An 18,822-nucleotide genomic window follows, 5' to 3' on the forward strand; every position below is an offset into this window, starting at 1 on the left:
TCCACGATCCGGCACCCCGGCTACCGGGGCATCTCAGGCTGTTCACCCTTTGCCGGTCGTGAGGAGGAGCAGGGGCACGGGCAGGCAGACGGCGGCAGCCGCGAGGACGGCCGCGACGGTGGCGCGGAATAGTCGTCGCCGCAGTTGGGCGTAGTGCCGGGTGTAGTGGTCGTCGAGTTCGGCCGCGCGCTGGGCGGTGCGTTCATGGATGTGGCGGGCCAGGTCGAGGCGGTCGGCGGTGTAGACGCGGACGACCTCCTCGCGCTGGGCGGTGGTCAGCCAGGGCAAGCGGTCGGCGAAGGCGGCTGCCTTGGCCATGGCGTCCCGCAGTTCGGTGTGGCGCTGCAGGAAGGCCTCGACTTCCTCGGTCAGCCCGGTGACGCCTTCCCGGCCCCGTCCATGGTCGCCGCGCTGCGTCACTGCTGGTCCCCCTCGCCGAGTGGCCGTGCCGTGCCTTTGCCGGGTTCGACGATGTCGCGGCGGCCGACGTTGAGTTCCTGGTCCATCGCGGCGACGTCGGGGTGGTGGAGGTCGAAGGCGGGGGATTCGGAGCGGATGCGCGGGAGGGTGAGGAAGTTGTGCCGTGGGGGTGGGCAGGAGGTGGCCCATTCCAGGGAGCGGCCGTAGCCCCAGGGGTCGTCGACTTTGATGGGGATGCCGTACAGGCTGGTCTTCCACACGTTGTACAGGAAGGGCAGCATGGAGGCGCCGAGCAGGAATGATCCGATGGTGGAGATGGTGTTCAAGGTGGTGAAGCCGTCGGCGGCCAGGTAGTCGGCGTAGCGGCGGGGCATTCCCTCGACGCCGAGCCAGTGCTGGACGAGGAACGTGGTGTGGAAGCCGACGAACAGCGTCCAGAAGTGGATCTTGCCGAGGCGTTCGTCCAGGAGCTTGCCGGTCCACTTGGGCCACCAGAAGTAGAAGCCGGCGAACATCGCGAAGACGACCGTGCCGAAGACGGTGTAGTGGAAGTGCGCCACGACGAAGTAGGAGTCCGACACGTGGAAGTCCAGTGGCGGTGAGGCCAGCAGGACACCGGTCAGGCCGCCGAAGAGGAAGGTCACGAGGAAGCCGAGCGACCAGAGCATCGGAGTCTCGAAGGACAGCGAGCCCTTCCAGATCGTGCCGACCCAGTTGAAGAACTTCACCCCGGTGGGGACGGCGATCAGATACGACATGAACGCGAAGAAGGGCAGGAGCACGGAGCCGGTCACGAACATGTGGTGCGCCCACACGGTGGCCGACAGGCCCGCGATGGCGATGGTGGCGCCGATCAGGCCCGTGTAGCCGAAGATCGGTTTGCGGCTGAAGACGGGGAAGATCTCCGAGACGATCCCGAAGAACGGGAGCGCGATGATGTAGACCTCCGGATGACCCCAGAACCAGAACAGGTGCTGCCACAGCAGCGCCCCGCCGTTGGCGGCGTCGAAGACGTGGGCGCCGAACTTGCGGTCCGCGGCCAGTACGAACAGCGCGGCGGTCAGCACGGGGAACGCCAGCAGCACCAGCACGCTGGTCAGCAGCACGTTCCAGGTGAAGATCGGCATCCGGAACATCGTCATGCCCGGGGAGCGCATGCAGATGATCGTGGTGACGAAGTTGACGGAGCCGAGGATCGTGGCGAATCCCGAGAACGCCAGGCCCAGCACCCACATGTCCGCGCCGACACCCGGCGTGCGCACGGCGTCCGACAGCGGCGAGTACGCGGTCCACCCGAAGTCCGGAGCGCCCTGGGTGGTCAGGAACGAGCCAAGCACGATGAGGGAACCGAACAGATACACCCAGTACGAGAACGCGTTCAGCCGGGGGAAGGCCACGTCCGGCGAACCGATCTGCAACGGCATGATCGCGTTCGCGAAACCCGCGAACAGCGGCGTGGCGAAGATGATCAACATGATCGCGCCGTGCATGGTGAACGCCTGGTTGTACTGCTCGTTGGACATGATCTGCGTACCGGGCCGCGCCAGCTCGGCCCGCATCACCAGCGCCAGAACTCCCGCCACCAGGAAGAAGCCGAACGAGGTGGCCATGTACAGATTGCCGATGACCTTGTGATCGGTCGTGGTCAGCCAGCTGACCACGACCCGCCCCGGCCGCCTTCGAGAGACCAGGACAGGAGCGGCGGATTCTCCGACGGCGGTCATGCGTATCTCCCGAACCTGCGACGAACGTCACGCTTCAGTGACATTTGATCACGCTAGGTAGCGCCTCGATGCGTCGCAATGCGACACACGGGTACGGAACCAGTCGGCGGGCGGGGACGGGGCGCGTGCTCACCCAGCAGGTGCTCTGCGCGTTGACACAGGCAGAAAGGCGAGACCGGCAGCGGATCACCGAACCGGCTCATCGAGCAACCGGGGCCGTGGGCAGGGCGCAGTCACGGAACAGGCTCGCCCGAGGGGACGCTTCCGGGTTAGGCCTTGCGAACGCTCAGCGCGATCGCCGCCGAGACGGTGGCCACGATGCCGGCCAGACCCACCCACCGCCCAGGAGAGCGAATCCCGCCACGACGGCGAACGCACCCGTCAGGGCTCCGGCAAAGGCCAGGGGCGACAGTCCGCGATCGTCTTCGCGGCGCCCGCCGCTCTGCTTGTCCGCCCGGCCCACCCTGGCCACCTGACCGACATGGAGCGCAGGCGGGCCCTTGAGGAGGCGACGGCGCGTCATCTTGCGGACGTTGACGACGGGACCGTGGCACCGGACGCGAAACCGAGGGGCAGTGGCAGCGGGGCCGGACGGCCCTGGGCCCGCCGACGGTCGGCCCTTCCCTTCCCAGGCGTGCCGGCGGTCGGCTGAGAGGTGAGGCAGCAGGCGGCGCGAAGGAGGGCATCATGACCCAGACGTCGGCAGAGACCGTGCACCACTTGGACGTGACCCATGCAGGAGGCGACGCGTATGCCGTCGCGGTACGCGGCCACCGTGTGCTGGTGAATCAGCCGGCCGAAGCCGGAGGCGGTGACAGCGCGCCCACTCCGACCGAGCTAAGTTCGCCGCGTCTTTGGCCACTTGCGTCGCCTTCTACGCAGGCCGGCACCTCGAACGCCACGGCCTGGACCGCGGAGGGCTGTCCGTCCGCAGTGACTTCACCATGTCCACCGACCGCCCGGCCCGCATCGCCGGCATCCGGGTCACGGTCACCCCGCCACCCGGGCTTCCTCTAGAACGGCGCGCCGCGCTCCTGGCCGTGGCCTCGCACTGCACCATCCACAACACGCTGCGCGAGCCACCCGGTATAGGCATCGAGCCGGAACCGTGAGCCGTTCCGGGTCACGCCAGGGCGAGGAAGAGCTTTTCCAGTTCCTGCTCACTCATGGGGGGCGTCTGATCGTCCGCGGCGGCCATGCACTGGCGCATGCCGCTGGCCACGATCTTGAAGCCGGCCCGGTCCAGGGCGCGGGAGACCGCGGCGAGCTGGGTGACGACGTCCTTGCAGTCCCGGCCGGCCTCGATCATGGCGATCACCCCGGCCAACTGTCCTTGAGCCCGACGCAAGCGGTTGAGCACCGCCGCTGTCGCTTCCTGGTCCACCTGCATCCGATGCCTCCTTCGCGACCAACGACTCATCATACCCCACCGGGTATACCCGCCCAGAGACTTGACGCAGCCACGCAGTCTGATCCAGGCGGGGCGTTCGTGGGCGAGGGGGGGTGGCTTACGTGCACGTGGTCAATACGGGTGGGGGTATATGCTGTCTCTCGTGAGATACCCCCCCGGGTATCCAGGAGAGGAGTCGGAAATGTACTTCGTGGAGACACTTCCGGTCGAGGGACTGGGAAACCGCAGCTACCTGGCGGGCGGGGCGATTGCCGCCGTGGCGGTCGATCCTCCGCGTGACGTCGAGCGGGTCATCGCGGCGGCGGCACGCAGGGGCGTGCGGATCACGCACGTCGTGGAGAGCCACATCCACAACGATTACGTCACCGGCGGCCTGGAGCTGGCCCGGATCACCGGGGCGGCCTACCTGGTGCCCGCCGGGGCGCACGTCTCCTTCGACCGGATACCGGTGGCGGACGGCGACACCGTCTCCATCGACGAGGGCCTAGTGCTCCGGGCGGTCGCGACGCCGGGCCACACCCCGCACCACACCTCCTACGTCCTGGAGGACGCCGGGACTGCGGTGGTCGCGTTCACCGGCGGGTCGCTTCTGATCGGAACGGTGGGGCGGCCGGATCTGGTCGAGCCCCGGCTCACCGAGCAGCTCGCCCGCGCGCAGCACGCTTCGGCGCATCGGCTGGCGGAGCTGCCCGACGAGGTGCGGGTGCTGCCCACCCACGGGTTCGGTTCCTTCTGTTCCTCGGCCCAGGCCGAGGGCGAGGCCAGCACCATCGGCGTAGAGAGGGTCCGTAACGACGCCCTGGTCAAGGATGTGGACACCTTCGTCGCTGATCTGCTGGCCGGGCTGGACGCGATCCCCGCCTACTACACCCACATGGGTCCGGCCAATGCCGCGGGCCCCGCCCCGGTCGACCTGACCGCGCCGAAGCGCGCGGACGCGTCGGAGATCGCCGCACGGCTGGCCGCCGGCGAGTGGGTGGTGGATCTGCGCAACCGTGTCGCCTTCGCCGAAGGGCACGTCGCCGGTTCCCTCAACTTCGAGCTGGAAGGGCAGCTGGCCACCTACCTGGCCTGGCTGATCCCGTGGGGCAAGCCCGTCACGCTGCTCGCCGAGAGCCCCGAACGGATCACCGCGGCCCAGCGCGAGCTGGTTCAGGTCGGCATCGACCGCCCTGCCGCGGCGGCCGCCGGTGGCCCCGACCAGTGGGTGGCGGACTCCGGGGGCCTGCGTTCCTTCCGCCGCGCCGACTTCCCCGCCCTGGCCAAGGCACGCGAGACGGCCTCGGCCGGGAACGACGCCGAGCGGCTCGTGGTCCTGGATGTGCGCCGTGACACCGAGCGGGCCGGCGCCCGCATCGACGGCTCGGTGCACATCCCCCTCCACCAACTGCACCGGCGCCTGGACGACGTTCCGGCCGGGACGGTGTGGGTGCACTGCGCGGGCGGCATGCGCGCCGCGATCGCCGCCTCCCTCCTGGACGCGGCAGGCCGCGACGTCGTGGCCGTCGACGACTCCTTCGACACCGCCCGCGAGATCGGCCTGGCCACCGGCTGACCACCGGGTCCCGGCCGCCCCCATCGACACCGAACGCAGGACGACCATGCCGCTCTTCTCCCGCAACCCCGCTCCCGAGGAGCTCACCGTCACCGAAGCGCACGAGCGCGTGCGCACCGGGCAGGCGGTGCTGCTCGACGTCCGCGAGGCCGACGAATACACCGCCGGCCACGCCCCGGGCGCCGTGTGGCAGACCCTGACCGCAGTCGCCGCCGGAGCCCCCCTCCCCGAGGGTGCCGGGGACCTTCCCGTGCTGGCAGTGTGCCGCTCCGGGAACCGCTCCCGCAAGGCCGCCGAGCTTCTGTCCCACCGGGGCGTCCACACCCTCAACGTCACCGGCGGCATGCGCGCCTGGGCCGCCGCCGGACTGCCGGTCCGCACCGGCACCGGTCGCGACGGGCACGTCATATGACCGTCCTCGTCCTCGCCCTGATCGCCGGAGCCCTGGTCGGCCTGGCACTGGGCGGACTCGGCGGCGGCGGCAGCATGCTCGCCGTCCCGGCCCTGATCTACCTGCTCGGCTTCACCGCCGCGCAAGCCACCACCGCAAGCCTGCTCATCGTCACCGTCACCTCGCTCACCGCACTGATCGCCCACGCCCGGGCCGGACGGGTCCGCTGGCGCACCGGAGCCCTGTTCGCGGCCGCCGGACTGCCCGCCGCCGCAGCCACCGGCGCCCTGTCCTCGACCATTCCCGGCGCCGTGCTCACCGCCGCATTCGCCCTTCTGGCCGCCATCGCCGCCTGGCGCATGCTCACCCCACCGCGCAGCAGAGGCCTCGTGCGGCCAGCGGGTCCCGGCCGGTCGGCGGCCACCGGTGCCGGACTCGGCGCCGTGACCGGACTGCTGGGCGTCGGCGGCGGATTCCTCGCCGTCCCCGCCCTGGTGTCCGTGCTCGCGCTGCCGATGGCCGAGGCCGTCGCCACCAGCCTGCTGGTCATCTCCGCCAACGCCGCCGCCGCCCTCGCCCCCCGCCTGGGCACCGCCACAAGCATGGACTGGGCCATTGTCGGCCCGTTCACGGCCGCCGCGATCCTCGGCGCATGGGACGGCAAACGCCTCGCCGACAAACTCTCCGGCGCCACCCTCCAGAAGATCTTCGCCATCGCCCTGCTCGCGGTGGCCGCCCTGATGCTCCTCGACGCCCTCAGCTGAACCCCCACACCGAACAGCACCATGCGAAAGGAACCCGTCCCATGGCCCCCACACCCCTGACCGCCGCACAGCTCCAGCCCCGCCTGGGCCAGCTCACCGTCATCGACGTCCGCTCCCCCGGCGAGTACGCCTCCGGTCACATCCCCGGCGCCCACAACATCCCCCTCGACCAGATCCAGCGCGCCCTGCCCGCACTGCGCGCCGCCGCCGAACGCGGCGAACTCGCCCTGGTGTGCGCCTCCGGAGCCCGCTCGGCCACCGCCTGCGACCAGCTCGCCGCCGCCGGCATCCCCGCTGCCACCCTCCTCGGCGGCACCACCGCCTGGGCCCAGGACGGCAACCCCCTCGACCGACCCGCGGACGGCCGCGCCACCTGGGCCATGGACCGCCAAGTCCGCCTGGCCGCCGGCTCCCTCGTCCTCGTCGGCATCCTCGCCGACCTCGCCCTGCCCGGCGCCCGCTGGCTCTCCGCCGCCATCGGCGCCGGCCTCGTCTACTCCGCCCTCACCGACACCTGCGCCATGGGCAACCTCCTCGGCAGGCTCCCCTACAACCGCCCCCGCACCGCCGCAGCCGACCTCGACAACACCCTCGCCGCCCTCCACCAGTAACGAGCCCGGCCTCACCGGCTCCGCTCTCGTCCGCGGAGCCGGACCCGCATCGCACCAGTCAACGGTGCTGTCATCGTCGATCGACCGCTGCCCCGGCAGCCGATCGCAGGACTGACGCCCGCCCGAGTCGCGGACCGGAGGTCACCTTCGCGCCAAGCATCGGCAACAAAATATTTCGGTAGCCGATGTAATGTTGTGGGCGTCCAGCGCGACAGTGACCACAGGTGCGAGTAGGAGGAAATGTGACCGGCCGGACGGCACCTCCTCTTGCGGCGCGGCGCAACAAATTGAGCGCGATCCTGTTGTATGAGCGTGCTCGCCCGGAGCGGATAAGCAGCCGTCCCTCCGCGTGGTGGCTGGCCGTGGTCACCGTGTGCTTCGGGGCGTTCATGGGGCAACTGGACGCGAGCATCGTGACCCTCGCGTACGGAAGTCTGCGACAGGAGTTCCGCGCGTCGCTGGCAGCTGTCGAGTGGGTGTCGCTGGCGTACCTGCTGGTCCTGGTGGCGCTGCTGGTGCCGGTGGGGCGCCTGTCGGACGCGTACGGCCGCAAGCTGTTCTACCTGTACGGGTTCGTCGTGTTCACCGCCGGTTCGGCGGCCTGTGGTCTGGCCCCGTCGCTGGGGGCGCTCGTGGCTTTCCGGGTGGTGCAAGCGGTTGGGGCGGCGATGATGCAGGCCAACAGCGTCGCCTTGGTGGCCACGAGCGCCCCGCGCGAGAAGATGCGCTCCGCGCTCGGAGTGCAGGCGGCCGCGCAGGCGCTCGGGCTGGCGCTCGGGCCGACGGTGGGTGGGGCACTGGTGGCCATGCTCGGCTGGCGCTGGGTGTTCGGCATCAACGTGCCCGTGGGCCTGGTCGCGTTGGTGGCCGGCCACTACCTGCTCCCGAGGACCCGCAGTCGGCAGCCGGTGGCGGGCTTCGACTGGCCGGGACTGGCTTTGCTGGCGGTCGCGACCACCAGCGGGCTGCTGGGGCTGTCCGCGGCTTCCGGGCTGCCGGTGCCCGGGTGGGCGGTCGCGGTGCTGTTCGCGGTGGCCGCCGGGTCGGGCTGGGGCTTCGTACGGCGGCAGGGGCGGACCGCGGCGCCGTTGCTGGATCTGGCCCTGCTACGGGTGCGAGCGGTGTCGGCCGGGCTGGCCGGGGCCCTGAGCGGCTACCTGGTGCTGTTCGGACCGCTGGTCCTCGTGCCGACCGCGATGACTGCGACCGGTTCGTCCGAGCTGGCCGCCGGGCTGGTGCTGACCGCGCTGCCCGCCGGATTCGCGGTCGCGGCGACCGGGGCGGACAGGGTCGTGCCGCGCTCCCTGACCGGCTCCGGCCGCTGCCTGTTCGGGGCGGCGGTGTGCGTGGGCGCGCTGGCCGTTCTGCTGGTCGCCCCGCTTTCCGCCGGCTGGCTTGCGCCTCTGCTCGGGCTCCTCGGGATCGGGTTGGGTACGTTCACCCCGGCCAACAACGCGATGATCATGGGGGCCATCCCGGCCGGCTACTCGGGCACCGGTGGCGGTCTGGTGAACATGGCCCGCGGTCTGGGTACCGCCCTCGGGGTGGCGCTGGTCGCCCTCGCACTGCACCTGGCTCCGGGCAAGGGACCGCTCGACGGGCCCAGGACGGCGGCCGCGGTTCTGCTGGCGGTGGCGGTGCTGACCGTGCTTGCCACCGTGCTCGGCACCCGGCATGACCGACCGGAGGTCGCCCGCTGCGGGAGCCTCGCGGAAAGGAACGGACGCCTCGGATGAGGAAACATCACGGTGTGGTCAGGGGGCCGCGTGAGCGGTGGGTGCGGGACGCGGGGGCGGCGGGCGTCGACCTGCTGGTCACGGCAACCGTGATGACCGGAACGCTGCTCGGGCACTCCCGCCGGCCGGCGGCCGTTGCCGGGCTGTGGACCGTGCTGACCCTACGGCAGGGGTATCTGGTCGCCCGCTCGCACCAGTCGAGGTGACGGGGCGGCCGAGAGGGGCAAAGCGCGTGCTCACGCAAGACGGTTACCGCCCAGTGGCCCACATCTCCACCGCGACGACGGCAGTCGGGGCTGCACGGCCCTGCCCCCGTGCAACTGTCAGGCGCCGGTGTCGTCGAGGTGCTCGGCGAGGCGGAACAGGGCGGGCAGCGCGGCTGCCAAGGCGGCGCGGTCAGCGGCGTCGAGGGACGACAGGGCGGTCTCCAGACGGCGTTCGTGAGCGAGGGTCCAGGCGGTGAGCTGGTCCCGGCCGGCGTCCGTGAGGCCGACCACAGAGGCGCGGCGGTCGGCGGGATCGACCTCGCGGGTCACCAGCCCGGCGGTGATCATCTGTCCGATCAGGCCGCTGACGGTGCTCGCCGCCAGCCGCTGCCGCGCTGCCAGGTCCCCGATCCGGGCCGGGGAGTGCTCGCCGAGCACCTGCAGCAGCTCGACCTGGGCCATGGGCAGCGTCTCCCACGGGTAGTCGGTGCGGATCGAGGCACGCAGCGCACGGCGCAGCCGGGTGACCGCCTCGGTGAGCCTGCGGGCGTCCGGGGTCGCGGCGCCCGGAGGGGTTGCGGGGGCCTTGGAGTGGGGCTGCGGGGGCATGGTGGAACTGTAGCCCGGGACGGCTCTCTGGCCCGGCCCCACGAAAAGTTCGGTGTCCGATGTAATCTCGTACGCATCCTCCCGGCGCCGTGCCGGGACCGGCGCCTGGAGAGCAGTCCAGACATGAAATTGGCATACCTGCCGAGCCCTTCCCAGGGAGTCTGGCACCTCGGTCCGGTGCCGCTCCGCGCCTACGCCTTCTGCATCATCGCCGGGATATTCACAGCCGTGTGGCTCACCCAGCGACGCTGGGCCGCACGCGGCGGCAACCGGGACGACATCGCCGACGTCGCACTCTGGGCGGTGCCCTTCGGGCTGCTGGGCGGGCGCCTCTACCACGTCATCACCGACCCGGAGCTGTACTTCGACCCGGGCAGGCAACCCATACGCGCCCTGTACATCTGGCAGGGCGGCCTCGGCATCCCCGGAGCGGTCGCACTCGGCGCGGTCGGCGCATGGATCGGCTGCCGCCGCCGCGGCATCAAGCTCGCAGACTTCGCCGACGCACTCGCCCCCGGCCTGGTGCTCGCCCAGGCCATCGGCCGCTGGGGCAACTACTTCAACCAGGAACTCTTCGGCGGCCCCACCCACCTGCCGTGGGCGCTGCGGATCGACCCCGCCCACCGGCCCGAAGACAGCCCCGCCGTGGCCCTGTACCACCCGACTTTTCTGTACGAGTCACTGTGGGACCTGGGCGTCATGGCCTTGCTGCTGTGGCTGGACCGCCGCTACCGGCCGAACCGCGGCCGGCTGTTCGCCTGCTACGTCCTCGCCTACACCGTCGGCCGGGCCTGGATCGAAGCCCTGCGCATCGACCACGCCAACCACTTCCTGGGCCTGCGCCTGAACGACTGGGTCTCCGCCGTCTTGTTCACCGGCGCCCTCGCCCACCTCCTCGCCACCCGCCGCGCCCGGCCCTCGGCCGAACCGCCCACCCCGGCGAACAGCACGCCCCCAACAGACGACGCCGAACCCGACACCGGCACCCCGCGGAACGAGTGCCTTAAGAACGGCCCGGCACCTGGAACGACGACTGCCTCGCCCACCGATACACCCGCCCCAACGAGAGCTGGGTCGACGTCGGCTTCAAGAACGCCGTAGTTGAACCGGGGCCAACCTCGAAATCGACATCGAAGTCGTCACCAGGGGCCCGGAGACCTGCGGGTTTCACGTCGCGCAAAGACGCTGGGAGGTAAAGCAGAGTATCGCTGGATCATGCTGCACCGCCCTCTCACCCGCGACCACGAGACGCCCACCACCAGCTATGCCCGGCACCCCGACGTCCTCGCCGCCCAGCGGAAGGAGCGTGCTCGCGTCCGCAGCGAGAAGGGTCTGCGCTGGGGCGGACGACCAACGTCGATGAGCTGGCGGACCTTCCCAGGGTCGGCGTCGATCTCCAGCATCGCGGCCAGTACCTCGCGCTCGCCGAGCTTCGGATCGGCCAGGGCCCACAGGATCGGCATCCCGGCCGGCGTGCACACCAGGTACAGCCGCAGTCCCCAGAAGAACCGTGAATGCGACGCGCAGTAGCCGTAGTTCGCCCAGCCGGCCAGTTGCGACCGCTTGACGGTGGGGCGGGACATCCCGCACGGCACCGGAGTGGAATCGGCGATCCACACGGTGTCATGCCAGAAGTCCGTGTCCCTCGCCAGCGTCCGGATCACTCGCTTGACCTGCGGCAGCGCGGCCCGCAGCCGCTTGTTGTAACCGGAGTCCTGCGGGATGTACGGGAACAGGTGTCGGTAGTGCGCGCGCAGGTGCCGCAGCCAGCGGGCCTCTCTGTGGAAGCCCAGCAGTGCCTGCATGACTGCCAGGCACAGCAACTCCGAGTGACTGAGCTTCGGCGGACATCCGGGCAGGCGGAGGATCCCGGCCCACTCATCGTCGATCTTCACGTACAGTGCGGTCACGAGGGTGTTCAGTTCCGTCGTCACAAACGGATCTTGAACACCCTCTCTTCATGCCCGCAGCCATTCGGACAGACTCGTCTAGGGTGGCCCGCATGTACTCCACACAGGTCTCGCGCCGCGTGCGGGCGACCCCCGCCGCCGTGTACCGGGCGCTACTTGACCCGCGGACGGTGGCACAGTGGCGCGTCCCGGACGGTATGAGCGGTCACGTCCACGCCTTCGAGGCCCGCGAGGGCGGCCGCTTCAGGGTGTCCCTGACGTACGACGGGCAACAGGGCGAGGGGAAGTCCGGCGCGCACACGGACACCTACCACGGGCACTTCGCGCGCCTCGTCCCGGACGAACTGGTCATCGAGGTCATCGAGTTCGAGACCGAGGACGCCGCGTTGCACGGCACGATGACGATGACGACGTCGCTCACCGCGGTGGACGGCGGGACCGACGTCGTCGTCGTGCACGAGGGCATCCCCGATGTCATATCCCGCGAGGACAACGAGACGGGCACACGGATGGCCCTGGACCACCTCGCCCGACTGGTCGAGGGCGCCGGGGCAGAGTGACGGGGCCGCCGGGCCGTCGTGCGCGGCCCGGCGGGATCAGGCGCCGGTGCCCGCCTGGAGCGGGCCGAGCCGCGGCACCGAGGCCTTGCCGGTGTTGGAGACCTTGCCGCCGTTCCACGACACGCGCAGGGACGTGCGCTCGTCCGGCGGCGTGACGAGTACGGCTGCCGGGACCACAGTGGTGACCCCGGTGATGTCCGGGTTGCTGAACGACATCGGCGACCAGGCGCTCGCGCCCGGCGCCAGGGTGACCCGCCGCTTCGGCAGGCCGGTGTCCCGCTCGGGGTCCACCGTCACCTGCTGTCCCGCGCTGTTGACGAACGCCAGGCCCGGGAACCCGTAGACGGTGCAGGTGCGGGAGGACCGGTTGGTGAGGACCACCGGGAAGTTCTCCTGGCCCGCGCCCGGGTCGTTCGGGCCGATGGCGGCGCGCAGGTCCGCGGTGTGGCAGCGGTCGGCGCCGGCCGCTGTCGCGCCGGTGCCGCCGCTGCCGCCGTTCGCGGTGGTCGTCGTGCCGGGCGTGCCGGGCGTGCCGGTGCTGCCTGTGGCGCCGGTTGCGGGGGAAGCGGTGGTGCCCGGCGCCGCGGCGGAGGACGTGTCAGCCGGGGCGGAGTCCGTCGCGTCACCGCTCGCCGGGTTCGCCGAGCCGGGGAGCGTCCGCGGGGCGCTCACGTCGCCGCTGCCGCCGCCCTTCGCGCAACCGCTGAGGACCGCCGTCGCGAGGGCGGCGCCCAGAAGGACGGGGATACCGGCCCGGCGTGCGCGGCGGCCGGCGAGCGCCGGGCGGCCGCCGTGCTGCCGCGCCGGGGATACGTCGTGGTGCTGGTTCGCCACGTCTGTTCCTCTTTCCGTCCTGTGGTGCGGCCGCGACGCCTCGGGCGGTCGGCGGGCCTCGGAGTGGAGGGCGACCCTCCTCATAGGGGGATGCCACCGGTCCGGCAGAAGTTCACGGTCCTTCCGCGTGATGATCAATCGACGTCGAGGCCGCCGAGGACGGCGTCGGTCATGTCGGCGCCACCGTCCTGCCTGACCTGGACGTACACCTGCGGCTGGACGGCGCCGTCACGTCCCAGGCTGATCTCGTCGATCGACCCGCCGGCAGTGCCGCACCCGGTCCAGTGCCGGACCCGGCCGCGCCACTTCGTGCCGTGGTAGCCGCGGGACTCCTGACGGCGGCAGAGGTCGTGTCGGACGGCGCCGACGCGGCCGGCGAGGTCGCCGTGCTCGCTCAGTCCGACGAAGACGCCGTCGACCCGCGCCTCCAGGTCCGGCCAGCGGGAGGCGTCCGCGGCGATGACGAGCCCGGGCTCCTGGGCACCGGGCAGCCCCAGCGCCTTCGGGTTCCACCCGCCCCCGACCAGTTCGCGGCCCCACGCCGCGGGCACCGTCACCGTGATCCGACCGGTGGCGTCGCTCACCGCGACCGTCGCCGGGGTCCGGGGCGGAGCCGTACGGGTGGCGAGCAGGCCCGCGCCGGTCGCCGCTGCCGCCAGCACCGCGCACAGCGCGAGCACCGAAGCGCGCCGGTGCCCCCCGAGCCGCCGCAGCGCCCCGCCGGTGACGGGACGGCCATGACGTGCGGCCAGTGCCTCCAGTTCGGCTGCGAAATGCCCGGCGTCCGGCCAGCGCTTCCTGCGGTCGGTCCGCAGAGCGCGCAGCACCGCCCGCCGCACCTCGGCCGGCAGGCCCGGGCGGAGCCGGTCGGGCCGGGTGATCCGCCCCGCGGGGCCGGGCACCGTACCGGTCAGCAGGTGGTAGAGGACGGCCCCGAGCCCGTAGACGTCGGCCCGCACGTCCACGCCCCCGTCGGGGGTCGCCTGCTCCGGCGCCATGTAGCCGGCCGACCCTGCGACCATCGTCAGGCCCGACGCCTGGGCGAGCGCCTTGGCCAGACCGAGATCGGCCACCAGGATCCGCTGCGTGCCGTCCCGTGCGGTGCCGATCAGGACGTTGGACGGTTTGATGTCCCGGTGCACCACCCCCGCCTCGTGCAGGGCTGCCACACCGCGGGCGGCCTCCGCGGTCAGCCGCAGTGCGTCGTGCAGGGGCAGCGGGCCGTCGGCGAGCAGGTCCTCCAGCGTGCCCCGGTCCGCGTACTCCATGACGAAATAAGGGCGTTCGTCGGCAAGTTCTCCCATGTCGAAGACCTGCACCAGGCGGCTGGAGGCGGCCTTGCGCAGCAGCCGGGCCTCGGCGAGGAAGCGCTCGCGCAGATCCATGCGGTACGCCCAGTTCTCCGCCATCACCTTGACCGCGACGGGGGCTTCCAGGGTGTCGTCGTGCGCGAGCCACACCATCGCGAACGCCCCTGCTCCGAGCGGCCGCACAAGCCGATAACGGCCGATCTGATCAGGTGGGGGCATAGGCATATCATGCACCGGGCGCCCACCGACCCGAGGAGGACCCCCGTGACGTCCGACCAGGGGACAGAGGAACTCGCGGCGCGCGCGGCGGCCGGCGACTCCGCGGCCCTGGACCTGTTGCTCGGGCGGATCCGGCCGGAGGTGCTGCGGCGATGCGGCCGCTTCCTGGTGCACCGGGAGGACGCCGAGGAGGCCGCACAGGACGTCCTGTTCCAAGTCGCCCGCAAGATCGGCACCTTCGAGGGCCGCAGCCGGTTCCACACCTGGCTGTACACGGTGGTCGCCAACTGCTGCCGGCAGAAGTACCGCGAACTCAAGCGCCGGCGCGGTGAGCAGTCGCTGTCCGTGACGGACACCGACACGCCCGATCCGCGCCGGACGAGCGTGATCGCCGGCACGCGCATCGACCTGCTGGAGGCGCTGGAGCGCCTGGAGAGCGTCAGTCCGGAGCTCGTCGCGCCCCTGGTGTACCGCGACATCTGTCAGATGGAGTACCGGGAGATCGAGGAGCAGCTCGGCGTCCCCATGGGCACGGTGAAGTCCCGCCTGCACAACGCGCGGCGTCAGGTGCGGGGCTGGCTGGTGGACCCCGGCTGAGAGGGTCCGGCGGCGTCCGGAGAGAATTTCCCGAAGAAATATCGAGAGTTCGGTGAACTTTTCCGGTCCGCCACGCAACTCATTGATCCAGGGGCGGTGTGTGCCGCCGCGCAGGATGTACACAGGAGTTGTGATTTGTCCATACTGAACTGGATCACTCCGCGACGGGGGCGACGGTCGCCCCTCCGTGCGGGGACGGCCAGCGTGACGGTGATCGCCGCGCTCGCCGCGCTGGGCGCCGCGGGACCGGCTCCGGCGGCCGCCGCGGAGTCCGCCCTTCCGGCCCCGAAGGCGTCCGCCCGTACCCAACCGGGCCACGTCGAGCCGCTCTGCGGACCGGCAAAACCGCATGAATTCACCTGTTTCGGCCTGCGACGCACCGACGTCCCGGCCCGGAAGGGGTTCCGGACGGCCGGACAGGCCCCCGACGGATTCGGGCCGTCCGATCTGCTCAGCGCCTACGGCCTGCCCGCGAACGGCGGCGCGGGACGCACGATCGCCATCGTCGACGCCTACGACAACCCCGACGCCGAGGCCGACCTGGCCGTCTACCGCGCTCAGTACGGCCTGCCCGCCTGCACCACCGCCAACGGCTGCTTCACCAAGGCCGACCAGCGCGGCGGCACCGCCTACCCCGACCCCGATCCGGGATGGGCCACCGAGATCTCCCTCGACCTCGACATGGTCTCCGCGATCGCCCCGAACGCACGCATCGTCCTTGTCGAGGCCGACACCGCGACCAGCGACGACCTCGGCGCCGCCGTGGACCAGGCCGTGGCGCTCGGTGCGCAGTACGTCTCCAACTCCTACGGTTCCAACTACGCCTTCTACCCGGAGGACCCGGCCGAGTCCGCCCTCGACGTCCACTACGACCACCCGGGCGTCGCGATCATCGCCTCGTCCGGCGACTCCCGCTACGGCGTCGCCTACCCCGCGGCCTCCCCGTACGTCACGGCGGTCGGCGGCACTTCGCTCACCAAAGACCCCGCTACGTCCCGCGGCTGGACCGAGTCGGTGTGGGACCACGACGGCGGCGGCGCCGGCTCCGGTTGCTCCCTCCACGAGCCCAAGCCCGCCTTCCAGCAGGACACCGGATGCCCCGGGCGCACCGTTGCCGACGTCTCGGCCGTGGCCGACCCCGCCACCGGCGTCGCGGTGTACGACAGCTACGGCTCCGGCGGCTGGGGCGTGGCCGGCGGTACCAGCGCCTCGGCGCCGATCATCGCCGGTGTGTACGCGAACGCCGGCGCCCCGGTCGCCGGTACCCACCCCAACGTCTACCCGTACGCCGCGGGCGGCCTGAACGACGTCACCGAGGGCAGCAACGGCCGCTGCGCGCCCGCCTACCTGTGCACCGCCGGCCCCGGCTACGACGGCCCCACCGGCCTCGGCACCCCCCACGGCCTCAACGCCTTTCGCATGGGGCCGCACGGCACGCTCTCCGGCACCGTCACCGACCGGTCCTCGCACGCACCCGTCGCCGCGGCGACGGTGAGGAGCGGCCTGTTCTCCACGACCACGGACAGCGCGGGCCACTACACCCTCGCGCTGCCCGCCGGCCGCCACGAACTCTCCGTCACCGCCTACGGCTACGCGCCGGGCACGGCCACGCAGGTCGACCTCGCCGACGGCGCCTCGGCGACCCGGGACCTCGCGCTGCTCAAGCTCGCCACCCACCGCGTGTCGGGCGCCGTGACCGACGCCTCCGGGCACGGCTGGCCGCTGCACGCCAAGATCACCGTCGACGGCGTTCCGGGTGCCCCCGTGTGGTCCGACGCCGTCACCGGCGCGTACCGCCTCGATCTGCCCGAGAACCACACGTACACCCTGCACGTGGTCGGCGACGACCCCGACTACCTGTCCCTGACCCGCACGGTGGACGTGCGCCGGACGGACCTGAAGGTCGGGCTGGGGCTGCCCGCCGACACCTGGGCCACCGACAATCCGGCGTACCGGCTGCGCGTGGACACGCTGGGGACCGAGCCCTTCGACTCCACGTCGGGTGCGCCCAAGGGCTGGAGCGTGACCGACCTCGCGGGCACCGGGCACGGCTGGTCGTTCGGCGACCCGGGCGGCCGGGGCAACAACACCGGCGGCTCGGGAGGGTTCGCCGTCGCGGACAACGACCACGCCGGCTGGGACGTGGCCATGGACACCGTACTGACCGGCCCGGTCTGGGACTTCGGCCGCGCAGGTGATCCGGAACTGGCCTTCAGCACCGACTACGAGGGTTCCGCCGAGCAGAGCGGTGACGTCGAGGTCACCGCCGACGGCGGCAGGAACTGGACCACGGTGTGGCATCAGGACCAGGGGTGGGGCAGCGGACGGGTGGAGATTCCGCTGACCGCCTGGGCCGGCGAGCGCGCGGTGCAGGTCCGCTTCCACTTCACCGGTCCCGGCCAGCTGTGGGCCGTCGACGACGTGACGGTCGCCGAGCGCGTCCTGACCCCGGTCCGGGGCGGGATGCTCACCGGGCTCGTCACCGACGCCAACACGCGGCGCGGGCTGATCGGCGCCCAGGTGCGGTCCGGTTCCGGCGACGGACCGGTGGCTCCCACCCTGGCCACCGCGGGCGACCCGCGGGTCGGCGACGGCCTGTACCGCCTGTTCGTCCCCGGCAACGGCGGCCACAAGGTGGCCGCCGGCAAGCCCTCCTACAGCACGGCCTCCCGCACGGTCGCGGTACCCGCCGACCGGACGTCGCAGGCCTCGTTCGCGCTGAAGGCGGGGCGCCTGTCGACACACGTCACGGGCATCGACGCGACCACGGCGCCCGGCGGCACGGTCACCCGGAAGGTCACCGTGCGCAACACGGGCACCGCTCCGTTCACCCTCCGGCTCGGCGAGCGCACCGGCACCGGTCCGGACACCGCCGCGCCCGGCACGGCATGGCGTTCCCTGCCCGACCTGCCGGTCCCGGTGATGGACAACGCGGTCGAGAGCCACGGAGGACGGCTGTACTCCGCGCTCGGCACGGGCGACGGCGACACCCCGACCGGCGACCTGTACGTCCTCGACCCCGCGGCGGGCACCTGGAACCGCGGCACGAGCGCGCCCGAACCGCGCCAGGCCACCGCGCACGGCTTCATCGGCGACCTCCTGTACACCGTGGGCGGCTGGGGACCCGGCGAGCAGGTCAGCGCGACCACCCAGGTCTACGACGCGGCGCGGAACACGTGGTCGAAGGGCCCGGACATTCCCGAGGGCCGCTACGGCGCCGCGGGGGCCGTGCTCGGCGGCCGCCTCTACGTGGTCGGCGGATGCACCAACACCGGCTGTTCCAGCACCGTATCCGTGCTGGACCCGGCCACCGGCACGTGGTCCCGGGCGGCCGACTACCCGCAGACCGTCAGCTGGGAGTCGTGCGGCGCGATCAACGGCAAGCTGTACTGCGCCGGCGGTAACCACGAGTACGTCGAGACGGGCGCGGCCTACGTCTACGACCCGGCCTCCGACAGCTGGCAGCCCGTCGCCGCGATGCCCACGGGCCTGGCGACCGCCTCGTACGCCGCCGCCAACGGACGGCTCCTGGTCTCCGGCGGCTTCAAGCGGGTCGGCATCAACCGCGTCCTCACCCCCGAGGGTTACGCCTACGACCCGGGCACCGACACCTGGACCCGTCTGCCGGACGCCCCCACCGCGCTCTACCGCGGCGGCGGGGCCCCGGGGATGTACCAGGTCGGCGGCAGCAACCAGAGCCGCTTCCCGGTCCCGGTGGCCACCGCCCGGCAACTGCCGGGCTGGGACCAGACGGAGACCGACGTGTCCTGGCTTTCGGAGAACCCCGGGCGCCTGACGCTGCGCCCGGGCGCGAGCGCGACATTCACGGTCACGCTCGACGCCCGCGGCCTCCGGACTCCCGGCGACTGGACGGCGTCGGTGATCCTGCGCACCGACACGCCGTACTGGGTGCCGCCGATCCCGGTCGCGCTGCACGTCAGGAACGCCGCGGGCCACTGACGCGG

General features: G+C 71.8%; 17 protein-coding genes and 3 pseudogenes. 13 read left to right on the top strand and 7 right to left on the bottom strand.

Going from position 1 to position 18,822, the window contains the following annotated elements:
• Positions 1-42: 42 nt before the first annotated feature.
• Both B085_RS0104550 and ctaD read right to left on the bottom strand, forming a co-directional pair.
• A complete protein-coding gene (locus B085_RS0104550) occupies positions 43-420 on the bottom strand; it encodes a hypothetical protein (protein WP_018557375.1) in 378 nt (125 codons plus the stop codon).
• The gene (gene ctaD, locus B085_RS0104555) at positions 417-2,144 is read right to left on the bottom strand and encodes a cytochrome c oxidase subunit I (RefSeq protein WP_026250669.1); all 1,728 of its coding nucleotides are present in this window, start codon (positions 2,142-2,144) and stop codon (positions 417-419) included. Before ctaD ends, B085_RS0104550 begins: the two co-directional genes overlap by 4 nt.
• A gap of 854 nt (positions 2,145-2,998) precedes the next feature.
• On the opposite strand from ctaD, the gene B085_RS50445 reads away from it, so the two are divergent.
• Positions 2,999-3,256 carry an OsmC family protein gene (locus tag B085_RS50445; protein WP_018557377.1) on the top strand — a complete coding sequence of 86 codons (258 nt, stop codon included), beginning with the start codon at positions 2,999-3,001 and terminating at the stop codon, positions 3,254-3,256.
• An 11-nt stretch (positions 3,257-3,267) separates the two neighbouring features.
• Here the strand turns inward: B085_RS50445 and B085_RS0104565 are convergent, their stop codons facing one another.
• Positions 3,268-3,534, bottom strand: a complete 267-nt coding sequence (locus B085_RS0104565) for a metal-sensitive transcriptional regulator (RefSeq protein WP_018557378.1) — start codon at positions 3,532-3,534, stop codon at positions 3,268-3,270.
• A gap of 202 nt (positions 3,535-3,736) precedes the next feature.
• Here B085_RS0104565 and B085_RS0104570 point away from each other — a divergent pair, with 202 nt between their 5' ends.
• The 6 genes from B085_RS0104570 (at position 3,737) to B085_RS0104595 (ending at position 8,818) form a co-directional block, all read left to right on the top strand.
• Positions 3,737-5,110: an MBL fold metallo-hydrolase gene (locus tag B085_RS0104570; protein ID WP_018557379.1), complete on the top strand. Its 1,374-nt coding sequence runs from the start codon at positions 3,737-3,739 to the stop codon at positions 5,108-5,110.
• A gap of 46 nt (positions 5,111-5,156) precedes the next feature.
• Complete coding sequence (locus B085_RS0104575; RefSeq protein ID WP_018557380.1) at positions 5,157-5,522, top strand: rhodanese-like domain-containing protein; 366 nt, start codon at positions 5,157-5,159, stop codon at positions 5,520-5,522.
• Positions 5,519-6,265, top strand: coding sequence for a sulfite exporter TauE/SafE family protein (locus tag B085_RS0104580; protein ID WP_018557381.1), 747 nt, complete (start codon positions 5,519-5,521; stop codon positions 6,263-6,265). Before B085_RS0104575 ends, B085_RS0104580 begins: the two co-directional genes overlap by 4 nt.
• 41 nt (positions 6,266-6,306) lie before the next feature.
• Positions 6,307-6,876 (top strand): rhodanese-like domain-containing protein, encoded by a 570-nt coding sequence (locus B085_RS0104585; protein WP_018557382.1) that lies wholly within the window; start codon positions 6,307-6,309, stop codon positions 6,874-6,876.
• A 296-nt stretch (positions 6,877-7,172) separates the two neighbouring features.
• Positions 7,173-8,612, top strand: a complete 1,440-nt coding sequence (locus B085_RS41215) for an MFS transporter (RefSeq protein WP_078619790.1) — start codon at positions 7,173-7,175, stop codon at positions 8,610-8,612.
• Entirely contained in the window at positions 8,609-8,818 is a 210-nt protein-coding gene (locus tag B085_RS0104595; protein ID WP_158689656.1) for a hypothetical protein, read from the top strand. Before B085_RS41215 ends, B085_RS0104595 begins: the two co-directional genes overlap by 4 nt.
• Before the next feature lie 117 nt (positions 8,819-8,935).
• Here B085_RS0104595 and B085_RS0104600 read toward each other — a convergent pair whose 3' ends face one another.
• Complete coding sequence (locus B085_RS0104600) at positions 8,936-9,427, bottom strand: MarR family winged helix-turn-helix transcriptional regulator (RefSeq protein ID WP_037731305.1); 492 nt, start codon at positions 9,425-9,427, stop codon at positions 8,936-8,938.
• 123 nt (positions 9,428-9,550) lie between these two features.
• Between B085_RS0104600 and lgt the strand changes: the two genes are divergently transcribed.
• The 3 genes and pseudogenes from lgt to B085_RS51845 all read left to right on the top strand — a co-directional run.
• Positions 9,551-10,528, top strand: a complete 978-nt coding sequence (lgt, locus tag B085_RS41220) for a prolipoprotein diacylglyceryl transferase (RefSeq protein ID WP_051101949.1) — start codon at positions 9,551-9,553, stop codon at positions 10,526-10,528.
• Positions 10,492-10,690: pseudogene (locus B085_RS50450) on the top strand (IS5/IS1182 family transposase); the annotation flags it as partial. The gene lgt and the pseudogene B085_RS50450, both read left to right, overlap by 37 nt.
• A gap of 3 nt (positions 10,691-10,693) precedes the next feature.
• Positions 10,694-10,780: pseudogene (locus tag B085_RS51845) on the top strand (integrase); the annotation flags it as partial.
• Between the two features lie 32 nt (positions 10,781-10,812).
• On the opposite strand, the pseudogene B085_RS48025 reads toward B085_RS51845, so the two are convergent.
• Positions 10,813-11,361: pseudogene (locus tag B085_RS48025) on the bottom strand (IS982 family transposase); the annotation flags it as partial.
• Positions 11,362-11,429: 68 nt separating this feature from the next.
• Between B085_RS48025 and B085_RS0104615 the strand changes: the two are divergent.
• The gene (locus B085_RS0104615; protein ID WP_018557388.1) at positions 11,430-11,897 is read left to right on the top strand and encodes an SRPBCC domain-containing protein; all 468 of its coding nucleotides are present in this window, start codon (positions 11,430-11,432) and stop codon (positions 11,895-11,897) included.
• 36 nt (positions 11,898-11,933) lie between these two features.
• On the opposite strand, the gene B085_RS0104620 is transcribed toward B085_RS0104615, so the two are convergent.
• Together B085_RS0104620 and B085_RS0104625 are read right to left on the bottom strand one after the other, a co-directional pair.
• Positions 11,934-12,731 (bottom strand): DUF4232 domain-containing protein, encoded by a 798-nt coding sequence (locus B085_RS0104620; protein ID WP_018557389.1) that lies wholly within the window; start codon positions 12,729-12,731, stop codon positions 11,934-11,936.
• 134 nt (positions 12,732-12,865) lie between these two features.
• Positions 12,866-14,260 carry a serine/threonine-protein kinase gene (locus tag B085_RS0104625; RefSeq protein WP_026250670.1) on the bottom strand — a complete coding sequence of 465 codons (1,395 nt, stop codon included), beginning with the start codon at positions 14,258-14,260 and terminating at the stop codon, positions 12,866-12,868.
• A 9-nt stretch (positions 14,261-14,269) separates the two neighbouring features.
• Here B085_RS0104625 and B085_RS0104630 point away from each other — a divergent pair, with 9 nt between their 5' ends.
• Both B085_RS0104630 and B085_RS0104635 read left to right on the top strand, forming a co-directional pair.
• Positions 14,270-14,857, top strand: a complete 588-nt coding sequence (locus B085_RS0104630; RefSeq protein ID WP_051101950.1) for an RNA polymerase sigma factor — start codon at positions 14,270-14,272, stop codon at positions 14,855-14,857.
• A 204-nt stretch (positions 14,858-15,061) separates the two neighbouring features.
• Positions 15,062-18,817 (top strand): kelch repeat-containing protein, encoded by a 3,756-nt coding sequence (locus tag B085_RS0104635; RefSeq protein ID WP_018557392.1) that lies wholly within the window; start codon positions 15,062-15,064, stop codon positions 18,815-18,817.
• Positions 18,818-18,822 lie beyond the last annotated feature (5 nt).

Origin of the sequence: Streptomyces sp. BoleA5, assembly GCF_000373665.1 — a bacterium.
In the GTDB taxonomy this organism is placed as follows: Bacteria; Actinomycetota; Actinomycetes; order Streptomycetales; family Streptomycetaceae; genus Actinacidiphila.

What these genes read in the sequence shown, in the direction of transcription:
- ctaD (WP_026250669.1), bottom strand. Translation starts at nt 2,144, where the DNA reads ATGACCGCCGTCGGAGAATCCGCCGCTCCTGTCCTGGTCTCTCGAAGG.
- B085_RS0104565 (WP_018557378.1), bottom strand. Translation starts at nt 3,534, where the DNA reads ATGCAGGTGGACCAGGAAGCGACAGCGGCGGTGCTCAACCGCTTGCGT.
- B085_RS0104570 (WP_018557379.1), top strand. Translation starts at nt 3,737, where the DNA reads ATGTACTTCGTGGAGACACTTCCGGTCGAGGGACTGGGAAACCGCAGC.
- B085_RS0104575 (WP_018557380.1), top strand. Translation starts at nt 5,157, where the DNA reads ATGCCGCTCTTCTCCCGCAACCCCGCTCCCGAGGAGCTCACCGTCACC.
- B085_RS0104580 (WP_018557381.1), top strand. Translation starts at nt 5,519, where the DNA reads ATGACCGTCCTCGTCCTCGCCCTGATCGCCGGAGCCCTGGTCGGCCTG.
- B085_RS0104585 (WP_018557382.1), top strand. Translation starts at nt 6,307, where the DNA reads ATGGCCCCCACACCCCTGACCGCCGCACAGCTCCAGCCCCGCCTGGGC.
- B085_RS0104595 (WP_158689656.1), top strand. Translation starts at nt 8,609, where the DNA reads ATGAGGAAACATCACGGTGTGGTCAGGGGGCCGCGTGAGCGGTGGGTG.
- B085_RS0104600 (WP_037731305.1), bottom strand. Translation starts at nt 9,427, where the DNA reads ATGCCCCCGCAGCCCCACTCCAAGGCCCCCGCAACCCCTCCGGGCGCC.
- lgt (WP_051101949.1), top strand. Translation starts at nt 9,551, where the DNA reads ATGAAATTGGCATACCTGCCGAGCCCTTCCCAGGGAGTCTGGCACCTC.
- B085_RS0104615 (WP_018557388.1), top strand. Translation starts at nt 11,430, where the DNA reads ATGTACTCCACACAGGTCTCGCGCCGCGTGCGGGCGACCCCCGCCGCC.
- B085_RS0104625 (WP_026250670.1), bottom strand. Translation starts at nt 14,260, where the DNA reads ATGCCCCCACCTGATCAGATCGGCCGTTATCGGCTTGTGCGGCCGCTC.
- B085_RS0104630 (WP_051101950.1), top strand. Translation starts at nt 14,270, where the DNA reads ATGCACCGGGCGCCCACCGACCCGAGGAGGACCCCCGTGACGTCCGAC.